Source organism: Veillonella intestinalis (genome assembly GCF_943193155.1).
Taxonomy (GTDB): Bacteria; Bacillota; Negativicutes; order Veillonellales; family Veillonellaceae; genus Veillonella_A; species Veillonella_A intestinalis.
Window position 1 is genome coordinate 334,547 of the sequence record NZ_CALPDB010000001.1, and the last position, 17,981, is coordinate 352,527.

16 protein-coding genes and 1 riboswitch are annotated in these 17,981 nt (G+C 35.9%); of the genes, 7 read left to right on the forward strand and 9 right to left on the reverse strand.

Annotated elements, in window-relative coordinates; genetic code table 11:
• Positions 1–9 precede the first annotated feature (9 nt).
• The 4 genes from recN to dapA all read left to right on the forward strand — a co-directional run bounded on the left by recN (position 10) and on the right by dapA (position 4,820).
• Entirely contained in the window at positions 10–1,686 is a 1,677-nt protein-coding gene (gene recN, locus NFR44_RS01525; protein WP_251440407.1) for a DNA repair protein RecN, read from the forward strand.
• A 98-nt stretch (positions 1,687–1,784) separates the two neighbouring features.
• A riboswitch (Lysine riboswitch) is annotated at positions 1,785–1,951 on the forward strand.
• Positions 1,952–2,063: 112 nt separating this feature from the next.
• On the forward strand, positions 2,064–2,861 hold the full coding sequence (dapB, locus tag NFR44_RS01530) for a 4-hydroxy-tetrahydrodipicolinate reductase (protein ID WP_251440410.1): 798 nt from the start codon (positions 2,064–2,066) through the stop codon (positions 2,859–2,861).
• A gap of 21 nt (positions 2,862–2,882) precedes the next feature.
• Complete coding sequence (locus NFR44_RS01535; RefSeq protein WP_251440412.1) at positions 2,883–3,914, forward strand: aspartate-semialdehyde dehydrogenase; 1,032 nt, start codon at positions 2,883–2,885, stop codon at positions 3,912–3,914.
• A 24-nt stretch (positions 3,915–3,938) separates the two neighbouring features.
• Positions 3,939–4,820: a 4-hydroxy-tetrahydrodipicolinate synthase gene (dapA, locus tag NFR44_RS01540; protein WP_251440414.1), complete on the forward strand. Its 882-nt coding sequence runs from the start codon at positions 3,939–3,941 to the stop codon at positions 4,818–4,820.
• Between the two features lie 198 nt (positions 4,821–5,018).
• On the opposite strand, the gene lexA is transcribed toward dapA, so the two are convergent.
• Positions 5,019–5,702 (reverse strand): transcriptional repressor LexA, encoded by a 684-nt coding sequence (gene lexA / locus NFR44_RS01545; RefSeq protein ID WP_251440416.1) that lies wholly within the window; start codon positions 5,700–5,702, stop codon positions 5,019–5,021.
• 251 nt (positions 5,703–5,953) lie between these two features.
• On the opposite strand from lexA, the gene NFR44_RS01550 reads away from it, so the two are divergent.
• The gene (locus NFR44_RS01550; protein WP_251440418.1) at positions 5,954–6,268 is read left to right on the forward strand and encodes a LysM peptidoglycan-binding domain-containing protein; all 315 of its coding nucleotides are present in this window, start codon (positions 5,954–5,956) and stop codon (positions 6,266–6,268) included.
• Positions 6,269–6,405: 137 nt separating this feature from the next.
• Here NFR44_RS01550 and NFR44_RS01555 read toward each other — a convergent pair whose 3' ends face one another.
• Complete coding sequence (locus NFR44_RS01555; RefSeq protein ID WP_251440420.1) at positions 6,406–7,404, reverse strand: site-specific integrase; 999 nt, start codon at positions 7,402–7,404, stop codon at positions 6,406–6,408.
• A 254-nt stretch (positions 7,405–7,658) separates the two neighbouring features.
• Positions 7,659–10,478 carry an FAD-binding and (Fe-S)-binding domain-containing protein gene (locus tag NFR44_RS01560; protein ID WP_251440424.1) on the reverse strand — a complete coding sequence of 940 codons (2,820 nt, stop codon included), beginning with the start codon at positions 10,476–10,478 and terminating at the stop codon, positions 7,659–7,661.
• 529 nt (positions 10,479–11,007) lie between these two features.
• Here NFR44_RS01560 and NFR44_RS01565 point away from each other — a divergent pair.
• Positions 11,008–11,526 carry an S-adenosylmethionine decarboxylase family protein gene (locus NFR44_RS01565; RefSeq protein WP_251440427.1) on the forward strand — a complete coding sequence of 173 codons (519 nt, stop codon included), beginning with the start codon at positions 11,008–11,010 and terminating at the stop codon, positions 11,524–11,526.
• Between the two features lie 68 nt (positions 11,527–11,594).
• Here NFR44_RS01565 and NFR44_RS01570 read toward each other — a convergent pair whose 3' ends face one another.
• The gene (locus NFR44_RS01570) at positions 11,595–12,272 is read right to left on the reverse strand and encodes an HAD hydrolase-like protein (protein ID WP_251440432.1); all 678 of its coding nucleotides are present in this window, start codon (positions 12,270–12,272) and stop codon (positions 11,595–11,597) included.
• A 182-nt stretch (positions 12,273–12,454) separates the two neighbouring features.
• Here NFR44_RS01570 and NFR44_RS01575 point away from each other — a divergent pair, with 182 nt between their 5' ends.
• A complete protein-coding gene (locus NFR44_RS01575) occupies positions 12,455–12,706 on the forward strand; it encodes a (2Fe-2S)-binding protein (RefSeq protein WP_251440435.1) in 252 nt (83 codons plus the stop codon).
• 92 nt (positions 12,707–12,798) lie between these two features.
• On the opposite strand, the gene sufU is transcribed toward NFR44_RS01575, so the two are convergent.
• The 5 genes from sufU to sufC form a co-directional block, all read right to left on the reverse strand.
• Positions 12,799–13,239, reverse strand: coding sequence for a Fe-S cluster assembly sulfur transfer protein SufU (gene sufU / locus NFR44_RS01580; protein ID WP_251440439.1), 441 nt, complete (start codon positions 13,237–13,239; stop codon positions 12,799–12,801).
• A 73-nt stretch (positions 13,240–13,312) separates the two neighbouring features.
• Positions 13,313–14,542 carry a SufS family cysteine desulfurase gene (locus NFR44_RS01585; RefSeq protein WP_251440442.1) on the reverse strand — a complete coding sequence of 410 codons (1,230 nt, stop codon included), beginning with the start codon at positions 14,540–14,542 and terminating at the stop codon, positions 13,313–13,315.
• Positions 14,543–14,581: 39 nt separating this feature from the next.
• Positions 14,582–15,631, reverse strand: a complete 1,050-nt coding sequence (locus NFR44_RS01590) for a SufD family Fe-S cluster assembly protein (protein WP_251440445.1) — start codon at positions 15,629–15,631, stop codon at positions 14,582–14,584.
• A gap of 9 nt (positions 15,632–15,640) precedes the next feature.
• Entirely contained in the window at positions 15,641–17,050 is a 1,410-nt protein-coding gene (gene sufB / locus NFR44_RS01595; RefSeq protein WP_251440448.1) for a Fe-S cluster assembly protein SufB, read from the reverse strand.
• Positions 17,051–17,059: 9 nt separating this feature from the next.
• Positions 17,060–17,803, reverse strand: a complete 744-nt coding sequence (gene sufC / locus NFR44_RS01600; protein ID WP_251440452.1) for a Fe-S cluster assembly ATPase SufC — start codon at positions 17,801–17,803, stop codon at positions 17,060–17,062.
• Between the last annotated feature and the right edge of the window lie 178 nt (positions 17,804–17,981).

Here is a 17,981-nt window from a genome sequence, read left to right on the forward strand (position 1 = left end):
TATTAAACTATGCTTACACATATGGGGATTCGTAATTTTGCTTTAATAGAACAGATGAATTTACAATTTTCTGATGGAATTACTATCTTTACTGGTGAAACTGGGGCTGGTAAATCCATTTTAATGGACGCCTTCAGTATATTGCTAGGTGAACGAGCTAGTAGTGAGTTTATTCGCCATGGTAAAGACGCTTTTGTGATAGAAGGGGTTTTTGACGTAACTGGTGATTCGGCTTTATTAGAGTTATTAGGGAGTAAAAATATTTTAGTTGAAGAGAATCAACTTATTTTATCACGCTCCTTTAATCGTCAAGGTAAATCTACTATTTTAGCAAATGACCAAGCAATCCCCTTAAAAGCATTGCGTGAAATAGGACTTTATTTGGCGGATATTCATGGACAATATAGTAATCAGCTACTTTTGGATCCAGAGGTACATCACCGCTATTTAGACGAATATAGCCAAGAAGGTCAGATTGCTTTTGAAACCTATGTAGCAGCGTATAAAGTCTATAAAACAGCTAAACAGCAGTTGGATGGTATGGAAGCCATGGCTGCTGAACGAGCTCGTGAATTAGATATGTTGCGCTTTCAGATTGATGAAATTGAAGAAGCACAATTAAAAGTTGGTGAAGATGAAGCCTTAACTGCGGAATTGAAACGTCTGGATAGTTTTGAGCATTTAGATAAAGTACTGGGTGCTTGTTATAATGCTTTTTATAGTGATCGTCATGCTATTTTAGAAGCTGTTAATAGTATTAAAGCTGAAGTACAGGACTTAGTTCGCTATGATGACAGTTTAAAAGAATTATCAGAATTGGTAAATTCGGCTTACTTTCAATTAGAAGAAGCAGCGCAAGGTCTTGATCGTTATCGTGACACTATTTCTTATGACGAAGAGCGCTATGCCTATTGCCAAGAACGGGATTCTTTAATCTATGGACTAAAACGGAAATATGGCGATACGATAGAGGCTATTTTAGAATTTGAAACGCAAGCGCAAACGCGTTTAGAAGAATTAGAGGCACAGAGTTTTGCTAAAGAAGATTTAGAAAAAGCGGTTGCTATGGCAGAAGAGAAAGCTAATGCTGCATTAGTTAATTTAACAACTATACGTCAAGCTAATAGTGCTATTATAGCGGCTCAATTAAAAGAACAGTTAACTGATTTAGGGATGCCTAAGGCGGAGTTACAATTTGCCTTAGAACTTAGTGAAGAGTTAACACCGTTAGGTGCTAAGCATATAGAATTACTTTTTAGTGCCAATGCAGGTGAAGGCTTATTACCGCTTCATAAAGTAGCTTCTGGTGGTGAAATTTCTCGTATTGCATTAGCTTTTAAATCTGTATTTAATGTTAAAACCTTTAAAACCCTAGTGTTTGATGAAATCGATGTAGGGATTAGTGGTGATATAGCATTACAAGTGGCGGCAAAAATTCAACAATTAAGTAATAGTACACAAGTATTTTGTATTACACACTTACCGCAAACAGCGAGTATTGCTAAACATCACTATCATTTAGCTAAACATGAAGAAGAAGGGCGTACCGTATCAAGCTTAACTGAACTATCTGAAACAGAGCATGTTGAGCAAATTGCACGTATGATGTCAGGACAAAACTTTTCTCATACAGCCTTAGCAACAGCTAAAGAGATGATTGCTCATTTTAAAAATAAACAGGCCTAAGAAAGATTGTTATTAAGCATTTATAATGTATACATAATAAAATTTGACGATATTAAAAAATAAATGTATACTAATAGTAATCATTTTTTAATTGAATAGATGGAGATAGAGGCGCGAAGGTTAAGAGTATTCATATTGAGTGAGGCACATGTAGACGTATGAAGAAAGGAAGTTTCGCCGAAGCCTGTTTGAGCCAACAAACAGTGCTGGTTGTGCATCGAATAGGTGTATGACTGTCATCGTTAGATGGAGTGCTAGCTCATTGTTCCGACTATCCTAGTCTTGATACTTAGTAATCAAGTAAGATAGCTCGTTCAGGTAATCATACCAAGATCAGTGGCAGCTATGCGCTGGTCTTTTTTTTAGGAGGAATGCATATGATTACGGTAATGGTATGTGGCGCCACCGGTAAAATGGGGCGTGAAGTAGTAAAGGCTGTTCATAATGATCCAGAGCTTACCTTTATTGGTGGTATTGATCCAAAGCAAGCTGGAGAAGATGCTGGCAAGGCTGCTGGCTTAGAAGAATTGGGACTTCCATTATATAAGGATCTTACATCTGCCTTGGCTGATAAAAAAACAGATGTAGTAGTAGATTTTACAAATCCTGCTATTATTTTTGAAAATGCCAAAACTGTGTTAGCAGCAGGTGTTCATATTGTAATTGGTACTACTGGTCTTACGGCAGAGCAACGTGATGAATTAGCTGCTATTGGTAAAGCTAATAAGGCCAATTGTTTAGTGGCTCCTAATTTTTCACTAGGTGCTGTTATGATGATGAAAACAGCTGCCAATTTAGCGCCTTATTTTCCTAATGTAGAAATCATTGAATTACATCATAATCACAAATATGATGCACCCTCCGGTACGGCTGTATTAACAGCTAAATTAATTAATGAAGCCAAACAGGCCGCTGGTGCTCAAGGGGCAGAAGACTTAACTAAAGAAAGTCTACCTGGTGCACGAGGCGCTAAAGTAGATGAAGTAACGATTCACAGTGTTCGTTTACCAGGTTATGTGGCTCATCAAGAGGTTTTATTTGGGGGTTATGATGAAACCTTAACCATTCGCCATGACTCACTTAGTCGCTTATCCTTTATGCCTGGCGTTATCTTAGCTTGTAAAAAGATTATGGATAAACCAGGTCTTACATATGGCTTAGAACATTATTTATAATTTTTAGTGGGAGAGATACACATGAGAAAACCAAATGTTGCAATTTTAGGCGCTACAGGCGCTGTAGGTCAAGAGTTTATTAACCTATTTGAAGAACGTAATTTTCCATTTGCAGACTTAAAATTATTGGCATCCGCTCGTTCAGCTGGTACTGAATTAACTGTATGTGGTAAGTCATATATCGTTGAGGAAGCAACACCTGAATCTTTTGAAGGCATTGATATTGCTTTGTTTGCTGGTGGTTCTATCTCGAAGACTTTAGCACCAGAAGCGGTTAAACGAGGGGCTATTGTTATTGATAATTCCAGTACATTCCGCATGGATCCAGAAGTTCCATTAGTAGTGCCAGAAGTGAATCCAGAAGATATTGATACACATAAAGGTATTATTGCTAATCCAAATTGTTCTACAATTATTATGGCATTAGGTTTGAAACCGCTTCATGATTTATCACCAATTAAGCGAATTGTAGTCAGCACCTATCAAGCTGTTTCCGGTGCCGGTAAAGAGGGTATTGATGAATTAGATAATCAAGTAAAATCACATATGGCTGGCGAAGAAATGGTAGCTAATATTTTACCAAGTGGTTCATTACCAAAACATTATCCTATTGCTTTTAATGTAATTCCACAAATTGATGTATTTATGGATAATGACTACACTAAAGAAGAAATGAAAATGGTACTAGAAACGCAAAAGATTTTGCATGATGATACAATTCAAGTAGTACCAACAACGATTCGTATTCCAGTATATCGTTCGCATTCTGAATCTGTGCTAGTAGAAACAGAAGCACCTGTTAGTGTAGCTGATTTTAAAGCTGCTTGTGATAACTTCCCAGGCTTGATTGTAAAAGATAATCCACAAGAACAAGAGTATCCAATGCCATTATATACGTCTGGCAAAGATGATTGTGAAATAGGCCGTATTCGCAAAGATTTATATAATGACAAAGGTATGAATTTCTGGATTGTAGGGGATCAAATTCGTAAGGGTGCAGCACTTAATGCATTACAAATTGCGGAATACCTTGTAGAAAACCAATCTTTTTAAATGAAATTATTAGAGGAGGTTCTTATGAAAACCTTAGGTCGTGTTTTAACTGCTATGATTACACCATTCCACGCAGATGGTTCAGTAGATTTTGAGGGCGCTGTAGTACTTGCTAAGCATTTATTAGCAAATGGCTCTGATGGCCTTATTGTATGTGGTACTACTGGGGAAAGCCCAACTATCAGCAATGAGGATAAGTTAAAGCTCTTTAAGACTATTGCGCAAGAATGTGGTCATATTGGTGCAATCGTGGCCAATACAGGGTCTAATGATACTGCTAAAACAGTTGCTTTTACAAAGGAAGCTAGTAAAACTGGTGTTCATGCAGTAATGGGAGTCGTACCTTATTATAATAAACCAAATCAACAAGGGGTATTTTTACACTTCAAAGCTATGGCTGAAGCGACTGATTTACCAGTTATAGTTTATAATGTACCAGGGCGTACAGGTGGTAAAATTTTGCCAGCTACCTTAGCAAAACTTCGTGCTACTTGTGAAAATATAGCTGCTGTAAAAGAAGCAAGTGGTGATATTAATGTAGCTTCAGAAATTTATCATTTACTACCAGATGATTTTATGATTTATAGTGGTGATGATGGTTTGACCTTACCTATGTTAGCTGTAGGGGGCTGTGGTGTCATTTCAGTAGCGGGTCATGTGGTTGGTAATGAAATGAATGAAATGATTCAAGCTTATGAAGCTGGCGATGTAGCAAAAGCTAAAGCTATACATCGGGAATTATATCCTGTATTTAGTGCTATGTTTGTTACAACTAACCCAATTCCTGTTAAATATGCAGTCCGTCAAATGGGCTTGCCAGCAGGTCCATATCATTTACCAATGTGTGAACCATCAGCTGAAGAAGTTGCTGTAGTGGACGCCGCTATTAAACCATATATGAAGTAAGTATAGTAAATACAGTAAATATAGTAAGTATAGTAAATATAGTAAATATACTAAGTATAAAACGAACACCTGTTTAGTTGCTTGAAAATAGGGCAGCCAAACAGGTGTTCGTTTTTATGTTTCTTGTTATATAGTTTTATTTAAGCAAAAATAGTTAACATTTACTGGATAAGTTAGTCATATTTTGTAACTATATGGCTAAATATGATCGCGAATAAGTCCGATTACCTTACCTTCAATAACACAATTATCAGTATAAATTGGCTCAAAATCGCTATTTTCTGGTTGTAAACGAATACGATTACTTTCGCGATAGAACCGTTTAACAGTAGCTTCATCATCAATGCGAGCAACTACAATATCACCATTATTAGCAGTCGATTGATTGCGAACAATTAATAAATCCCCTTCGTATATACCAATATCACGCATAGACTCACCACGAACACGAAGTAAGAAACATTCAGAGTTACCAATGAGTGTCATAGGTAATGGAATTTGAGCTTCTTGATTTTGATAAGCTGTTACGGGTAAACCGGCTTGGACAGTCCCAATCAGTGGTACATTTTTCAATTTCATATCCATAAAATCAAAGGCATCAGAAGAGGTAACTTGACCATCTGTAGATGTGTTAACTTCAGGAATAACTTTTGGCTTCATACCAACGACCGTAATAGAACGGTTTTTATTTACATCCCGTTTAATATAGCCAAAACGTTCTAATGTATTTAAGTGGCTTTGAACAGTAGAGGTGGAGCTTAGGCCCATATGATTGCAAATTTCACGTACACTAGGGCAACGATATTCTGTCTGTAGGGATTCAGTAATAAAATCTAGAATCTTTTGTTGTTTGGAGTTAATATCGGTAGCTGGACGTCTCACTGTTAAAACCTCTCATTCTGTAGTAAAAAGTTGCAAATATATAAATAATCTCATCATTATTATAGAACGTAAGGTAAAGTTTTGTCAAATAATTGTTCGATTAAGTATTGACCGAACATTTATTCGTGTGGTATACTAATTTCATAAACGAACATACATACCGTTGAAATGTTCGTAAGTATTGCTCTTATTTTAGATAATAATACATGTATGTTAGGGGCCTGGGATTAGTTTATTAATGAGGTGATAGTATGAAACGTGATTTTTTAATCGTTTTCAGCATGTTTTTAACATTAACAATGGGTTATTTTATTAATACACCGACTATTGAATTAGATACACAAAATGTTCGTACTGTAACTGTTAAAGCTGGCGATACTGTTTGGGGTATTGCGACTGAACACAGCAATAGCAACATCGATGTGCGTGAAATGGTTCATGTCGTAAAATCACTGAATCAGTTGGATGAAAGAGCTAATTTAGAACCTGGTAGCCAAATTAAAGTGCCAACTATTAAAACACCAAATCATAAATTACCTGTTGATTATTTAGCACAGAATGAATAAAGTAATAGATCCACTATGAGTTATTTTACTCTAGGGTTTATATAGACAATTGAATACAATAAAACGGTGATACTTAGGCGGCTAGGTATCACCGTTTTTCTATTGTTACTATATAGTATTGATTCTATAGAAATATGTTAGCGTTTTCTACTACCAAATATAGTACTAATTGGGTTATCGACAAATTTATTGGCTTCATTAATATATCTTCGTACCATATTGACACTATGATGGCGAGTTTGGCGCATAATATTACGTTCTTCTACACCATAAGTAGCTGCTGTTGTAGCAAAACCATGACGTAGGCTATGGGCTCCATACATAGCCGGGTCTAAACCAATAAGGGAAATATATTTTTTTACTATATCAGCAATACTTTTATCACTTAATGCATTCTTACGAATGTCCATTTTTTTCGTAAAACCTCTAAAAATTGGACCACTTTTAATACCAGTATACCGGAGCCATGCCTTAACGGCCCTTACAGCGCAAAATTCAGCGTTTTCTATATAAGGGATAGCTACAACGGCTCCTTGACCTTCTTGGTCGGCTTTTGAAGAGCGTATAAACACTTCTAAGCCTTGTGGAGAGAAGGTAAGGTCCTCTACAGTTAAAGCACTAATTTCACTTCGTCTAAAAGCACCCATAAAGCCGATTAATAGAATAGCTTTATCTCGTAGTAGTTGAATCTCTGGTAAGCCAAGAGAATCCATTTCTTGAAAAATATCTTCTAAATCTTCTAGTAGAATAGGAGTTTTACCTTGTTGATAGGTTCCTTTAGCACGACGAATGCCACGCAAAGCCTGACTGACTAGCGAAGATTTACAAGGATTATCCGATATACCAGAAGCATTAAAGTTTTCAGAAATAGCACTAATGCGGCGAGATATGGTATTAGCTTTGGCATGATCAGCTAAGTCATTAATATAGTTAACAATGGTTTCAGGGGTAGCCGGAAAAAATGAAACGTGCCGAGATTCACACCAATATACAAAATCATCCCAATCTGACTCATACGCATCAACTGTATTTTCAGATTTAGATAAGAGAATGCTTTGTTTAGCTTTTTCAGAGAGTTTGCTGCTAGCCTTGAGGATTTCATTGTCTCGTAAGTAAAAATGCTTGTTAGCGCTCATAATAGGAAACTCCTTATAATACGATAAAATTCCAAGATAGTATAATAGTATATAATAGTTGTAAAATACGAATAAACCTTGATATTGCTTAATTCATTGTAAAATAACCTAAAAATTACTTCCGATAATATATCGTTATCGGAAGTAATTATATCATAAAGCTAAAAAGAGTTCAATAATAAGCTCTAAGCTATTACCTATATAAATAGCCCTCGACATGTATCGAAGGCTATTTTTTATGAATTGTTCAAATTTTATTTTCTTGTAGAACAACGGTCTAATAAGTAAGCAATACTTACAAATGGAATACCGCCATTTTCACCAAGACCAATTTCACAAGTGGAACTGGAACTTACACCTAAAGTGCAACCATATTTTTTAACTTCATCAGCTAAATCTTTAGTGGCACATTTATTAAGTTCTGGTGTAAAGAAACCTTTTTGACCAGCAAAACCATCACAAGCAAATGATTTAATATTGAATACTTTATCTGTACATGCACGAGCTAAATTTTCAATATAATCGCCTTTGTTTAATGTTTTAATTTTACATTGTTTGTGGACAATTACTGATTCATTGCATTTAGTTACATTTAGGTTTGGTAAAATTGTATACAAGAATTCAGAAATATCAAGGATTTTTAAGCCTTTAATGTGTTTAAATGCATGGTTAAAGCAAGCGGAATGGTCAATAACGACTGGATAAACGCCACCTTCACTAGCTTTCATTAAAGAAGCTGTTAAATCTGCTAACGCTTGTTTATCAATTTCTTCATAATTTTCAAAACTTAGGCCACAGCAAAGATTTTCAATATGTGGTGGATAAATTACATTATAACCGGCTTTATCACATAAACTTTCAAATACTTGTTGTAAGCTACGAGTATCATCATAGCCTTGATTTTGGCGGAATGCACGGTTAGCACAAGTACTGAAATATACTACATTCTTCTGGAATAATGGATTCCGTTTATTGCTCAATTTATAAGTATTAGCCTTAGGCATTGTTTTTGGTAAATAAGGTGTTAAGCCAGTTAATTGATGGGCATCTTCTGAAATCTTAGCTAATAAAGTTTTAGTAGCTACTTTTCCTGCTACCCCACCTAAGGTTACCCCTACTCTAGCCGCTTTTAAAGTCGTGCTAAAGTTATTATAAATAGCTTGCGCCAAACTACGTCCTTTAGGATCAATTTTACGCATAGAAATAGCAATCTGAGCTGTATCAATCCCTAATGGGCAAAGTTGTGAACACATAGAGCAAGCAGCACAAGTGTCTACACCATAATATTCATAGCCTTTTTTAAGCTCCGCTGCCATTTCAGTGTTGCCTTCTTTAAGCAAGCGTTGTTCTTCGCGAAGTAAAGAAATGCGTTGACGTGGTGTTAAGGTTAAATTACGACTTGGACAGTTCTTTTCACAGAAGCCACATTCCATACACATATTGTATAGTGGATCAATATCATTCATGGCTTTTAGATTTTTCTTATAAACGTCTGGGTTATCAGTAATAATAACATCTGGGTTTAGTAGACGTAGTGGGTCAAAGATTTCTTTAATGCGACGGTTAACAGCATATGCTTTTTTACCCCACTCTAATTCTACGAATGGTGCTACCATGCGACCTGTACCATGTTCAGCTTTAATAGAGCCTTCTACGCCAGCTACTCGTTCTGCCATTTCTTTAACAAGACCAGCAAAGTTGTCCATTTCTTTTTGTTCATTAAAGTTAGGTGTAATGATAAAGTGAACATTACCACTTAAAGCATGACCGAAGATAATACCACTATCTACAAAATCATATTTGTGGAATAATTCAGTAATCATTTCGATACCGTCAGTAAAGTCTTCAATTTTGAAGCATACGTCTTCTGTAATAACAGTTGTACCAGGACGACGAAGACCAGCTGCAATTGGTAATAAACCTTTACGAATCATCCACCAGGAGTTATATTCAGCTGCATCTTTGGAATATAAACTTGGGATTACAGTTGGAATATCTTTTAAATGTTCTTTGATATATTCTAAGTTTTGATCTAATGTAGCTTCGTCATTGCTTTCAGATTGGAATAAAATACAGCTAGTGCCTTCAGGTACACCGCGTACAAATGATGGCACTTCTGGCAATTGCTGTACACTTTTTAGACTTAAATAGTCCATCATTTCAGCAGCTACTACCTTTTCACGAGACATATTAGCTAAGGCAACTACTGCGCGAGATGCATCATTTAATTTTTCAAAGAATAAGAGACCACAGCCTTTGTATTTAGCGTCTTCTACGCAATTATATGTAACTTCACTAACAAAGCCTAATGTACCTTCACTACCGATAAATAAATGGTTTAAAATGTCTACTATATTTTCAAAATCAACTAATGAGTTAATACCATAGCCAGTTGTATTTTTGATTTTATATTTACGGTTAATTAAATCTACTAATTCTTGATCAGCCATGATTTGACTACGTAGGTTAAGAATATCTTCAATCATCTTACCATGAGTACGCATGAAGTCATTAACGCTTTGCGCATCACCGGTATCAAGAATAGTACCGTCGGCTAGCACGACGCGCATAGAACGAACTGTTTTATAGGAGTTTTGAGCAGTACCGCAACACATACCGCTGGAGTTATTATTAAAAATCCCCCCTACTAAGGCTGTAGTAATTGTAGCTGGATCCGGCCCAATTTTTTTACCATAAGGAAGTAAAGCTTCATTAGCATCAGCCCCAATTACGCCACAGGCTAAGCGAATTGCATTGCCGTTTTCTAATACATGAGCATATTTGAACCCGTCATTAGCTACGATTAATACATCTTCAGATGAGCATTGCCCTGATAAGGAACTACCTGCAGCGCGGAAAGTAACAGGTGTGCCACAGCGATTAGCTAACAAAACTAATTGTACTACTTCTGCTTCCGTATTTGGTTTTACTACTACTTTTGGCAAATAGCTATAACACGATGCATCTATGCCATAAGCATAACGTAATAAATAATCTGTAAAAACACGATCTGGTGAAATCTTTTTGGCTTCTGATACAAAGGTATCAAAATCACGTTTCAAATATAAGCTCATATGTTAGGACCTCCTACCTATTGTTATGCTACTAAGCACGACGCATAGTCTAATATAAACTTAGAATAGCATACTGAAGTTATCATGTAAATCAATGATATACCTATGCTCTAGAGTCATATATAAATAATTACCATTAAATCCCTAATAAACTCATAAAATAAAAAATATGTTCTTATAAATAATTACACGAATTGAATAATTTTTAAAAATATTGTTTCAATAATTCATGAAACTCATCATTTATCTAATTAATAAATCTTCTCACTAACTCATTATAAGTCCCATAAATATAGGAAATTTATAAATTATATTTCAAAAAGTTATTAAGAAAAATTTAAACTATATATTCAAATTATTCGTTTTATAATATGAAAAATATATTTGATATTTTACAATTTTTAAGGTTCACGGTATAATATAATGATATAAAAATACATAAAATGCATATGTTGTATGTTTTTCATAAATCACAAGCTGTTGAATCAGCTTGTCACTATATATTAATGCTTATAAGGAAGGTGTCACAGTGTCAAATTCAATTGGAACTCATTTACTTATTGATTTATATACTTGTTTAGAAGATGCGATTAACTCCCCTCTTATTATTCAGGAAAGTGTTACTAATGCCCTAGAAGCAGCCCAACAGCCGATTGATGAAATTAGCTGCCAAGTGTTAGATGATGAAATTGTTTTATTTGCTGTATCCCCTCATTGCCATATTGCAGTTCATGCGTATCCTGAAATGGGCTATGTAGCCGTTGATATTTACACCTTTAATATTTCTTTGCAGGCCACTTTGATTATGCGTGTTTTAAAACAATCCTTTGGTGCTGATCGAGTAAAAGCGACTAGCATTAATCGTGGTGATTTTGGCTCAGTTAAAGATATGAAACCACGGAAGAAATCGTCTGTTTCTGCCCTAGCCCGCGTGACTAGAACACGGATGCGCTTACAGCAAACAGGTACAAAATTAAAGTCTACAGGAGCTAAAGTATTCAAGGTTATTTCTTCTAAAAAAAATCGCCATGAGCAACCTTTAGATTAAACAATACAAAAGACTATCCCAAAGCAAATTGCTAACGGGATAGTCTTTTTTTATATAAATTCTAATTATTATAATAAGGTATCAACAGCAATATTTAAAATTACATCAGAAGGGGTATGACAAATATAATCAGCCCCAGCTGCTTCTAATTCCTCTTGTGTTCCATAACCATAGGTAACGGCAACTGCACGACAATTTAGCTTTTTAGCAGCTTCCATATCATATTTTCGGTCCCCTACCATGTACCAGCCTGTAATTTCTTTTTTTGTGCGATTTGAAGAAATTTCTTTCATGTCTGCTAAGGCTTCTTTTAGAATATCTTCTTTATGCACTATACCACGGGCATTATCAGCCCCTTTGATAATTTCAAAGTACTTAGTTAAACCAAAATGGTCTAGCACTTCTTTGGCCAACGGTTCTGGTTTGGCAGTAGCTACAGCAACATACGTATTAGTTTGACGTAAAGTTACTAACATGCGTTCTACATCTTCATATACTTTATTTTCAAATTTCCCAACTGTATTATACCGTTCTTTGAAGTATCCATAAGTCTCTTCCGCATCAGCATCGTTCATATGACAATGTTCTCGCAAGGAATCAACAATTGGTGGCCCAATGAATAACGTAAGAATTTCATCAGACGGTACCGGTACACCTTTTTTTTCTAATGCATAAATAACAGATTTTTTAATACCTTCGGCTGAATCTGTTAAAGTGCCATCCAAATCAAATAAAACACAAATCATATTTGAATCCTTTCTTAACTATACATAGAATTAAAAATCTGTGGTACAATAAATTTATATAGTAGCCCTTATTTATATCTTATACATTGGATTTGGTATACCCTATTCCTATTTTTAGATATTATAAGCCTAACTACTATTAAATTAATAGCTATACTAAGTAGTATAGGGAGGTAATACAGATGGAGTTTGAAGAACAAAAAGTACCCGATAGTATTTTAGACAAATATACTAAAGTCTGCACTTGTCGTAGCATTTCACGTAAAACCATTAAAGAAGCCATTAATGATGGTTGTGATACGATCCCTAAAATTAGAGAGCGTACTGGTGCTGGTACCGGATCTTGTGGTGGCAAAAATTGTGGTGTCCGTATTGTTAAACTATTACAGGACATGGGCAAATTGCCAAAACCAGGTGCACCGAAAGAAGACTAATTTATAGGTTTGGTAAAAAAGGAGTTAACTCATAGCAACAGCAGTTGTTATTGGTTAACTCCTTTTATTATACATGATTATATGTTAAGTAACTAGCTATGAGATTCTTCCTTTTTTAACGCTTCTTTTAAGGTATGCCAAGCTAATACAGCACATTTTACACGAGCTGGCATATTAGAAATATTTTGAAGAGCAATAGCATCTTCTAATTCTTCTAATTCAGCTTCATCAGTTACTTCTTTTTTGATCATGCCTAAGAAAATATCGACTAAACGAAAGGCTTCAGTCACAGATTTACCTTTAATAATGTCAATCATCATAGAAGCCGATGCTTGACTAATAGCACAACCAGAACCAGTGTAAGCGGCATCTTTTACTACGCCATCAGCTACATCTAATTGCAAGGTTAAATCATCACCACAACTTGGATTATGACCATGTTCTGATACTGTGAATACGTCTAAAAGACGTTTATTTCGTTTATCTTGATTATGTTCTAAAATTAACTCAGTATATAACTGATCCATTTCCATAAGTAGGAACTCCTTTATACTTGCTTATTTCCCCCTCGTCAATACTTAGGGATATGGTTTACTTTAGTCTTCTTTAGTCTTTAAGACCCATTGTAGGTCGTACTTGTTTTACTGCATCTAAGAAAATATCTAAATCTTCTTTACGGGTATAAATGTACATGCTTAAACGATTAGAAGCAGGTACTTTATAATAGGCACCTAATGGTTGAGCACAATGATGACCGGAACGAATACAAACACCATAGCTATCTAAAATAGTAGCTACATCATGAGGATGTACATCGTCAATCGTAAATGCAATTACACCATGTTTCTCTTTTGGATCTTCAGAGCCGAGCACATGAACATGTGGAATGGCTAATAGTTTTGGCAATACATAAGCTACTAATTCCTTTTCGTAGGCATTAATATTATCCATGCCATATTCTTCTAAATATTCAATAGCAGCCTTCAAAGTTACAGCCCCATGTGCATTTGGTGTGCCTGCTTCAAATTTATAAGGCACTTCATTATAGGTTGTACTTTGTTCTTGTACATACTCAATCATATCACCACCTAATAAGAATGGTGGCATAGATTCTAGTAGATGGCGTTTACCATACATAACACCAATACCTTGAGATGCACACATTTTGTGGCCTGAGAATACAAAGAAATCACAGTCAAGGGCTTGCACATCGATTTTTTTGTGAGGCGCTGACTGAGCACCATCAAGAATAGCAATAGCACCTACAGCGTGAGCTCGTTTAATTAGCTCATCTACAGGAAACTCCATGCCTAGTACATTACTTACATGGGCGAAGGATACGATTTTTGTATGGCTATCAATCTTATCCATCTCACCATCTTTCAAATGGCCCGTTTCATCTAAGTACATATATTCTAAAATAGCCCCAGTTGTTTCCGCTACACGTTGCCAAGTTACTAGATTAGCATGGTGTTCGGCAATGGTAATGACGATTTTATCACCTTTTTTTAGATTATGTAAGCCATAGCTAAAGGCGATTAAGTTTAAGCTTTCTGTCGTATTGCGTGTTAATACAATTTCTTCCCTAGCTTTGGCATTGATGAAACGTTGCACCGCATCGCGTGCTGTTTCATACGCCTCAGATGCTTCCACAGCCAACACATGGGCTCCTCGATGAGGATTACCATTATGATGTTTTAAATGGGTTTCAAGGGCATTAATAACCACTTCTGGTACTTGTGTAGTTGCTCCACTATCTAAATACACTAAACGGTGACCTTTATGCTCTCTTTGTAATATAGGAAAATCTTTATATGCTTCTGCAATCGACTTCATAATACACCTTCTCTATTCTATCTTATTACTACGGCCCAATTAAATCTTAGCTCGTACCGCAGCTAATACTACTTCTTCTAACTCAGCATCTTCGAGTCGATCAATAACTGGACGTAACATAGATTCTACAATGATATGTTTAGCTTCTTCTTCACTGAAACCACGGCTCATTAAGTAGAATAATTTAGTCTTATCCAATTGGCCGGCACTAGCCGCATGATTCCCCACTACATTATCTTCTTTACAAAGAAGTAATGGCAAAGATACAGATTTTACTGTTGGATCAAGTAATACACAAGTATCTTCTTCAGCCCCTTCAGCAGCTACGCTACCACGAATGAAATCTAAAGTACCGCGGAAGGATTTTTTAGAATTATCGGCTAAAGCGCCTAATACGTGAATATCACTTACTGACTTAGGTGCTACATGAGACATCAACATAGAAATGTCAAAGCGCTGTTCATTGTCACCTAAATAGGCTAAATCATGTTCAATATGAGCTTCTTTACCTACTAAATCTTGTGTATAATGCAAGAAGTTTTCGCCCCCACCTAATTCTACATTGAGAAAGGCAACATGGCTGTTGTCAGCTAATTTTGTATAACGGTGTTCAATTTGTTGTACCCCTTCATTCAATAGCTGAACTTTTTTGAATACTACATTTGCATTTTCTGCAGTATTTACTTCTGTTAAAAGGTTTAAACCACCTTCAGTGGCGTTGCCTTTAACTACATATAATACTTCTAAAGAAGCACCCTCAGCTACATCAATAGCTAAGCGAGTTTTATCACCTACACTAGCATTGTCCGCATCAATGGTGATGACTACTTTTTCAGAAGCCCCAGCAGGCACGGTAATAGCTAGACCTTTAGTATAGTCATTAGTAACAGCTGCTAATGAGGTTGTTTCAGCCCCTTCAAAATCAGCTTTTAATAATGCATTATTACTTAACTCCGTTACTACACCCGGATTAGCATCTACTGTTACAATCGCAGGTTTACTACCAGTAGCAACTACCCCTTCCGTATGATTTACCTTTAACCACCGGAAAGTAGGTCTAGGGAGTTCATTAAATAGTACGTTACTCATCAGTACCTCCTAACCGATAGAGCCTTCAAGCTCTAAGGAAATCAAATTATTCATTTCAACAGCGTATTCCAATGGTAATTCTTTAGAAATTGGTTCTACGAAACCACGAACTAACATAGCACGAGCTTCTTCTTCACTAATACCACGAGTCATTAAGTAGAAGATAGCTTCGTCTGAAATACGACCGATTTTTGCTTCGTGACCTAAGTCAACATTATCATTTTCAATAGAAATGGATGGAATTGTATCGGACTGAGAGATTTCATCTAGCATCAAGGATTCACAAGACACTGTAGCTTTCGCATGTTCTGCTTTTTTACCAATATTTAACACGCCGCGATAAATAGCAGCGCCACCACTCTTAGAAATGGATTTAGAATTAATATTGGATGTAGTATGTGGAGCCACATGAACTACTTTAGCACCTGTATCTAAGAACTGTCCTTCACCAGCAAAGGTTACACCAGTAAATTCACAGTGAGCGCCTTCACCTGCTAAGATACTCATTGGATATAAACAAGATACTTTGGAACCAAAGGAACCACTTACCCATTCAATAGTACCATTTTTACCGACAGTTGAACGTTTGGTGTTCAAGTTATACATATTCTTAGACCAGTTTTCAATTGTGGAATAACGAAGGGTTGCATTATCTTTAACAAATAATTCTACACAACCAGCATGTAAGTTAGCTACATTATACTTAGGTGCAGAACAACCTTCGATGAAATGAGCTTTAGCCCCTTCTTCGATAATAATTAAGGTATGTTCAAACTGACCAGCCCCTGGCGCATTTAAGCGGAAATAGGACTGTAATGGAATGTCAACTTGTACACCTTTTGGCACATATACGAAGGACCCACCAGACCAAACCGCACCATGTAAGGCTGCAAATTTGTGGTCCGTTGGCGGAACTAAGGTCATGAAATATTGACGTACAAGATCTTCATGCTCATGAAGGGCTGTTTCAATATCAGTATACACAACACCTTGCTTTACCAAATCTTCTTGAATACTATGATATACTACTTCAGAGTCATACTGCGCACCAACACCAGCTAGTGATGTTTTCTCAGCTTCAGGAATCCCTAAGCGATCAAACGTGCTTTTAATATCTTCTGGTACTTCATTCCAGTCACCTTTCATGTCAACTTTTGGTTTAACATAGGTAACAATATTAGCCATATCAAGACCGCTAATATCAGGAATCCAAGTTGGAATATCTAATTCATTATAAATTTTTAAAGATTTTAAACGGAAGTCAAGCATCCATTCCGGTTCATTTTTATTTGACCAAATTTCGCGGATAATATCTTCCGTAAGGCCTGCATTCGATTTAAAAGAATATTCAAATTCATTCTTTATATCGTAGACGCCACGGTCCATATCCTCCACATAGGTTTTTTTTCTAGTTTCCATGAGTGCCTCCTAAACTAACGCTTTGTAAGCATCGTAGCCTTTGCTTTCAATGTCTGCTACTAAGGATGCGTCCCCAGTTTTTACGATTTTACCATTAATTAAAACATGTACAAAATCTGGTTTTAATTTTTGTAAGATGGAGTTATGATGCGTAATAATAAGTACGGCATTTTCTTTAGTATGGAAGCGATCAACCCCATCTGATACAATACGTACTGCATCAACGTCAAGACCAGAGTCTGTTTCATCAAGCATAGCTAATTTTGGATTCAAGATGGACATTTGTAGAATTTCATTCTTTTTGCGTTCACCGCCACTAAAGCCTTCGTTAACATAACGTTGTGCATAAGATGCATCAAAGGATAATTCATCCATTTTTTCTTTTAATTCTTTTTTGAAGGCTAACGCACGAACATTTTCACCGGTTACAGTAGCTTTAGATGTTCTAATAAAGTTTTCTACAGTAATACCAGGAATAGCAATTGGATTTTGGAAGGACATAAAAATACCAGCCTTAGCACGATCATTTACGGCTTCGTCTGTAATATCTTCACCATCAAATGTAATAGAACCTTCGGTTACTTCATATACAGGATTCCCCATAATAGCATTTGCTAATGTGGATTTACCAGCACCATTAGTACCCATTACAACATGGATTTCACCTTTATTAATAGTTAAATCAATACCTTTTAGGATTTCTTTGCCCTCAACGGACACGTGTAGATTCTCTACGCGAAGTAATTCTGACACAGTACAGTCACTCCTTTTATTCTTAATTATGTCTTTAAGTTATATATTATGTATTCGTTAGATTTTATAAGAAAAGCGGTATCCCACCAAAGTGAAACACCGCTTTTAACAGCAAAAATATTCTACCACTTCGGTAAACAGCAAATCTTACAACATCTATTCCTAATAAACATTATAC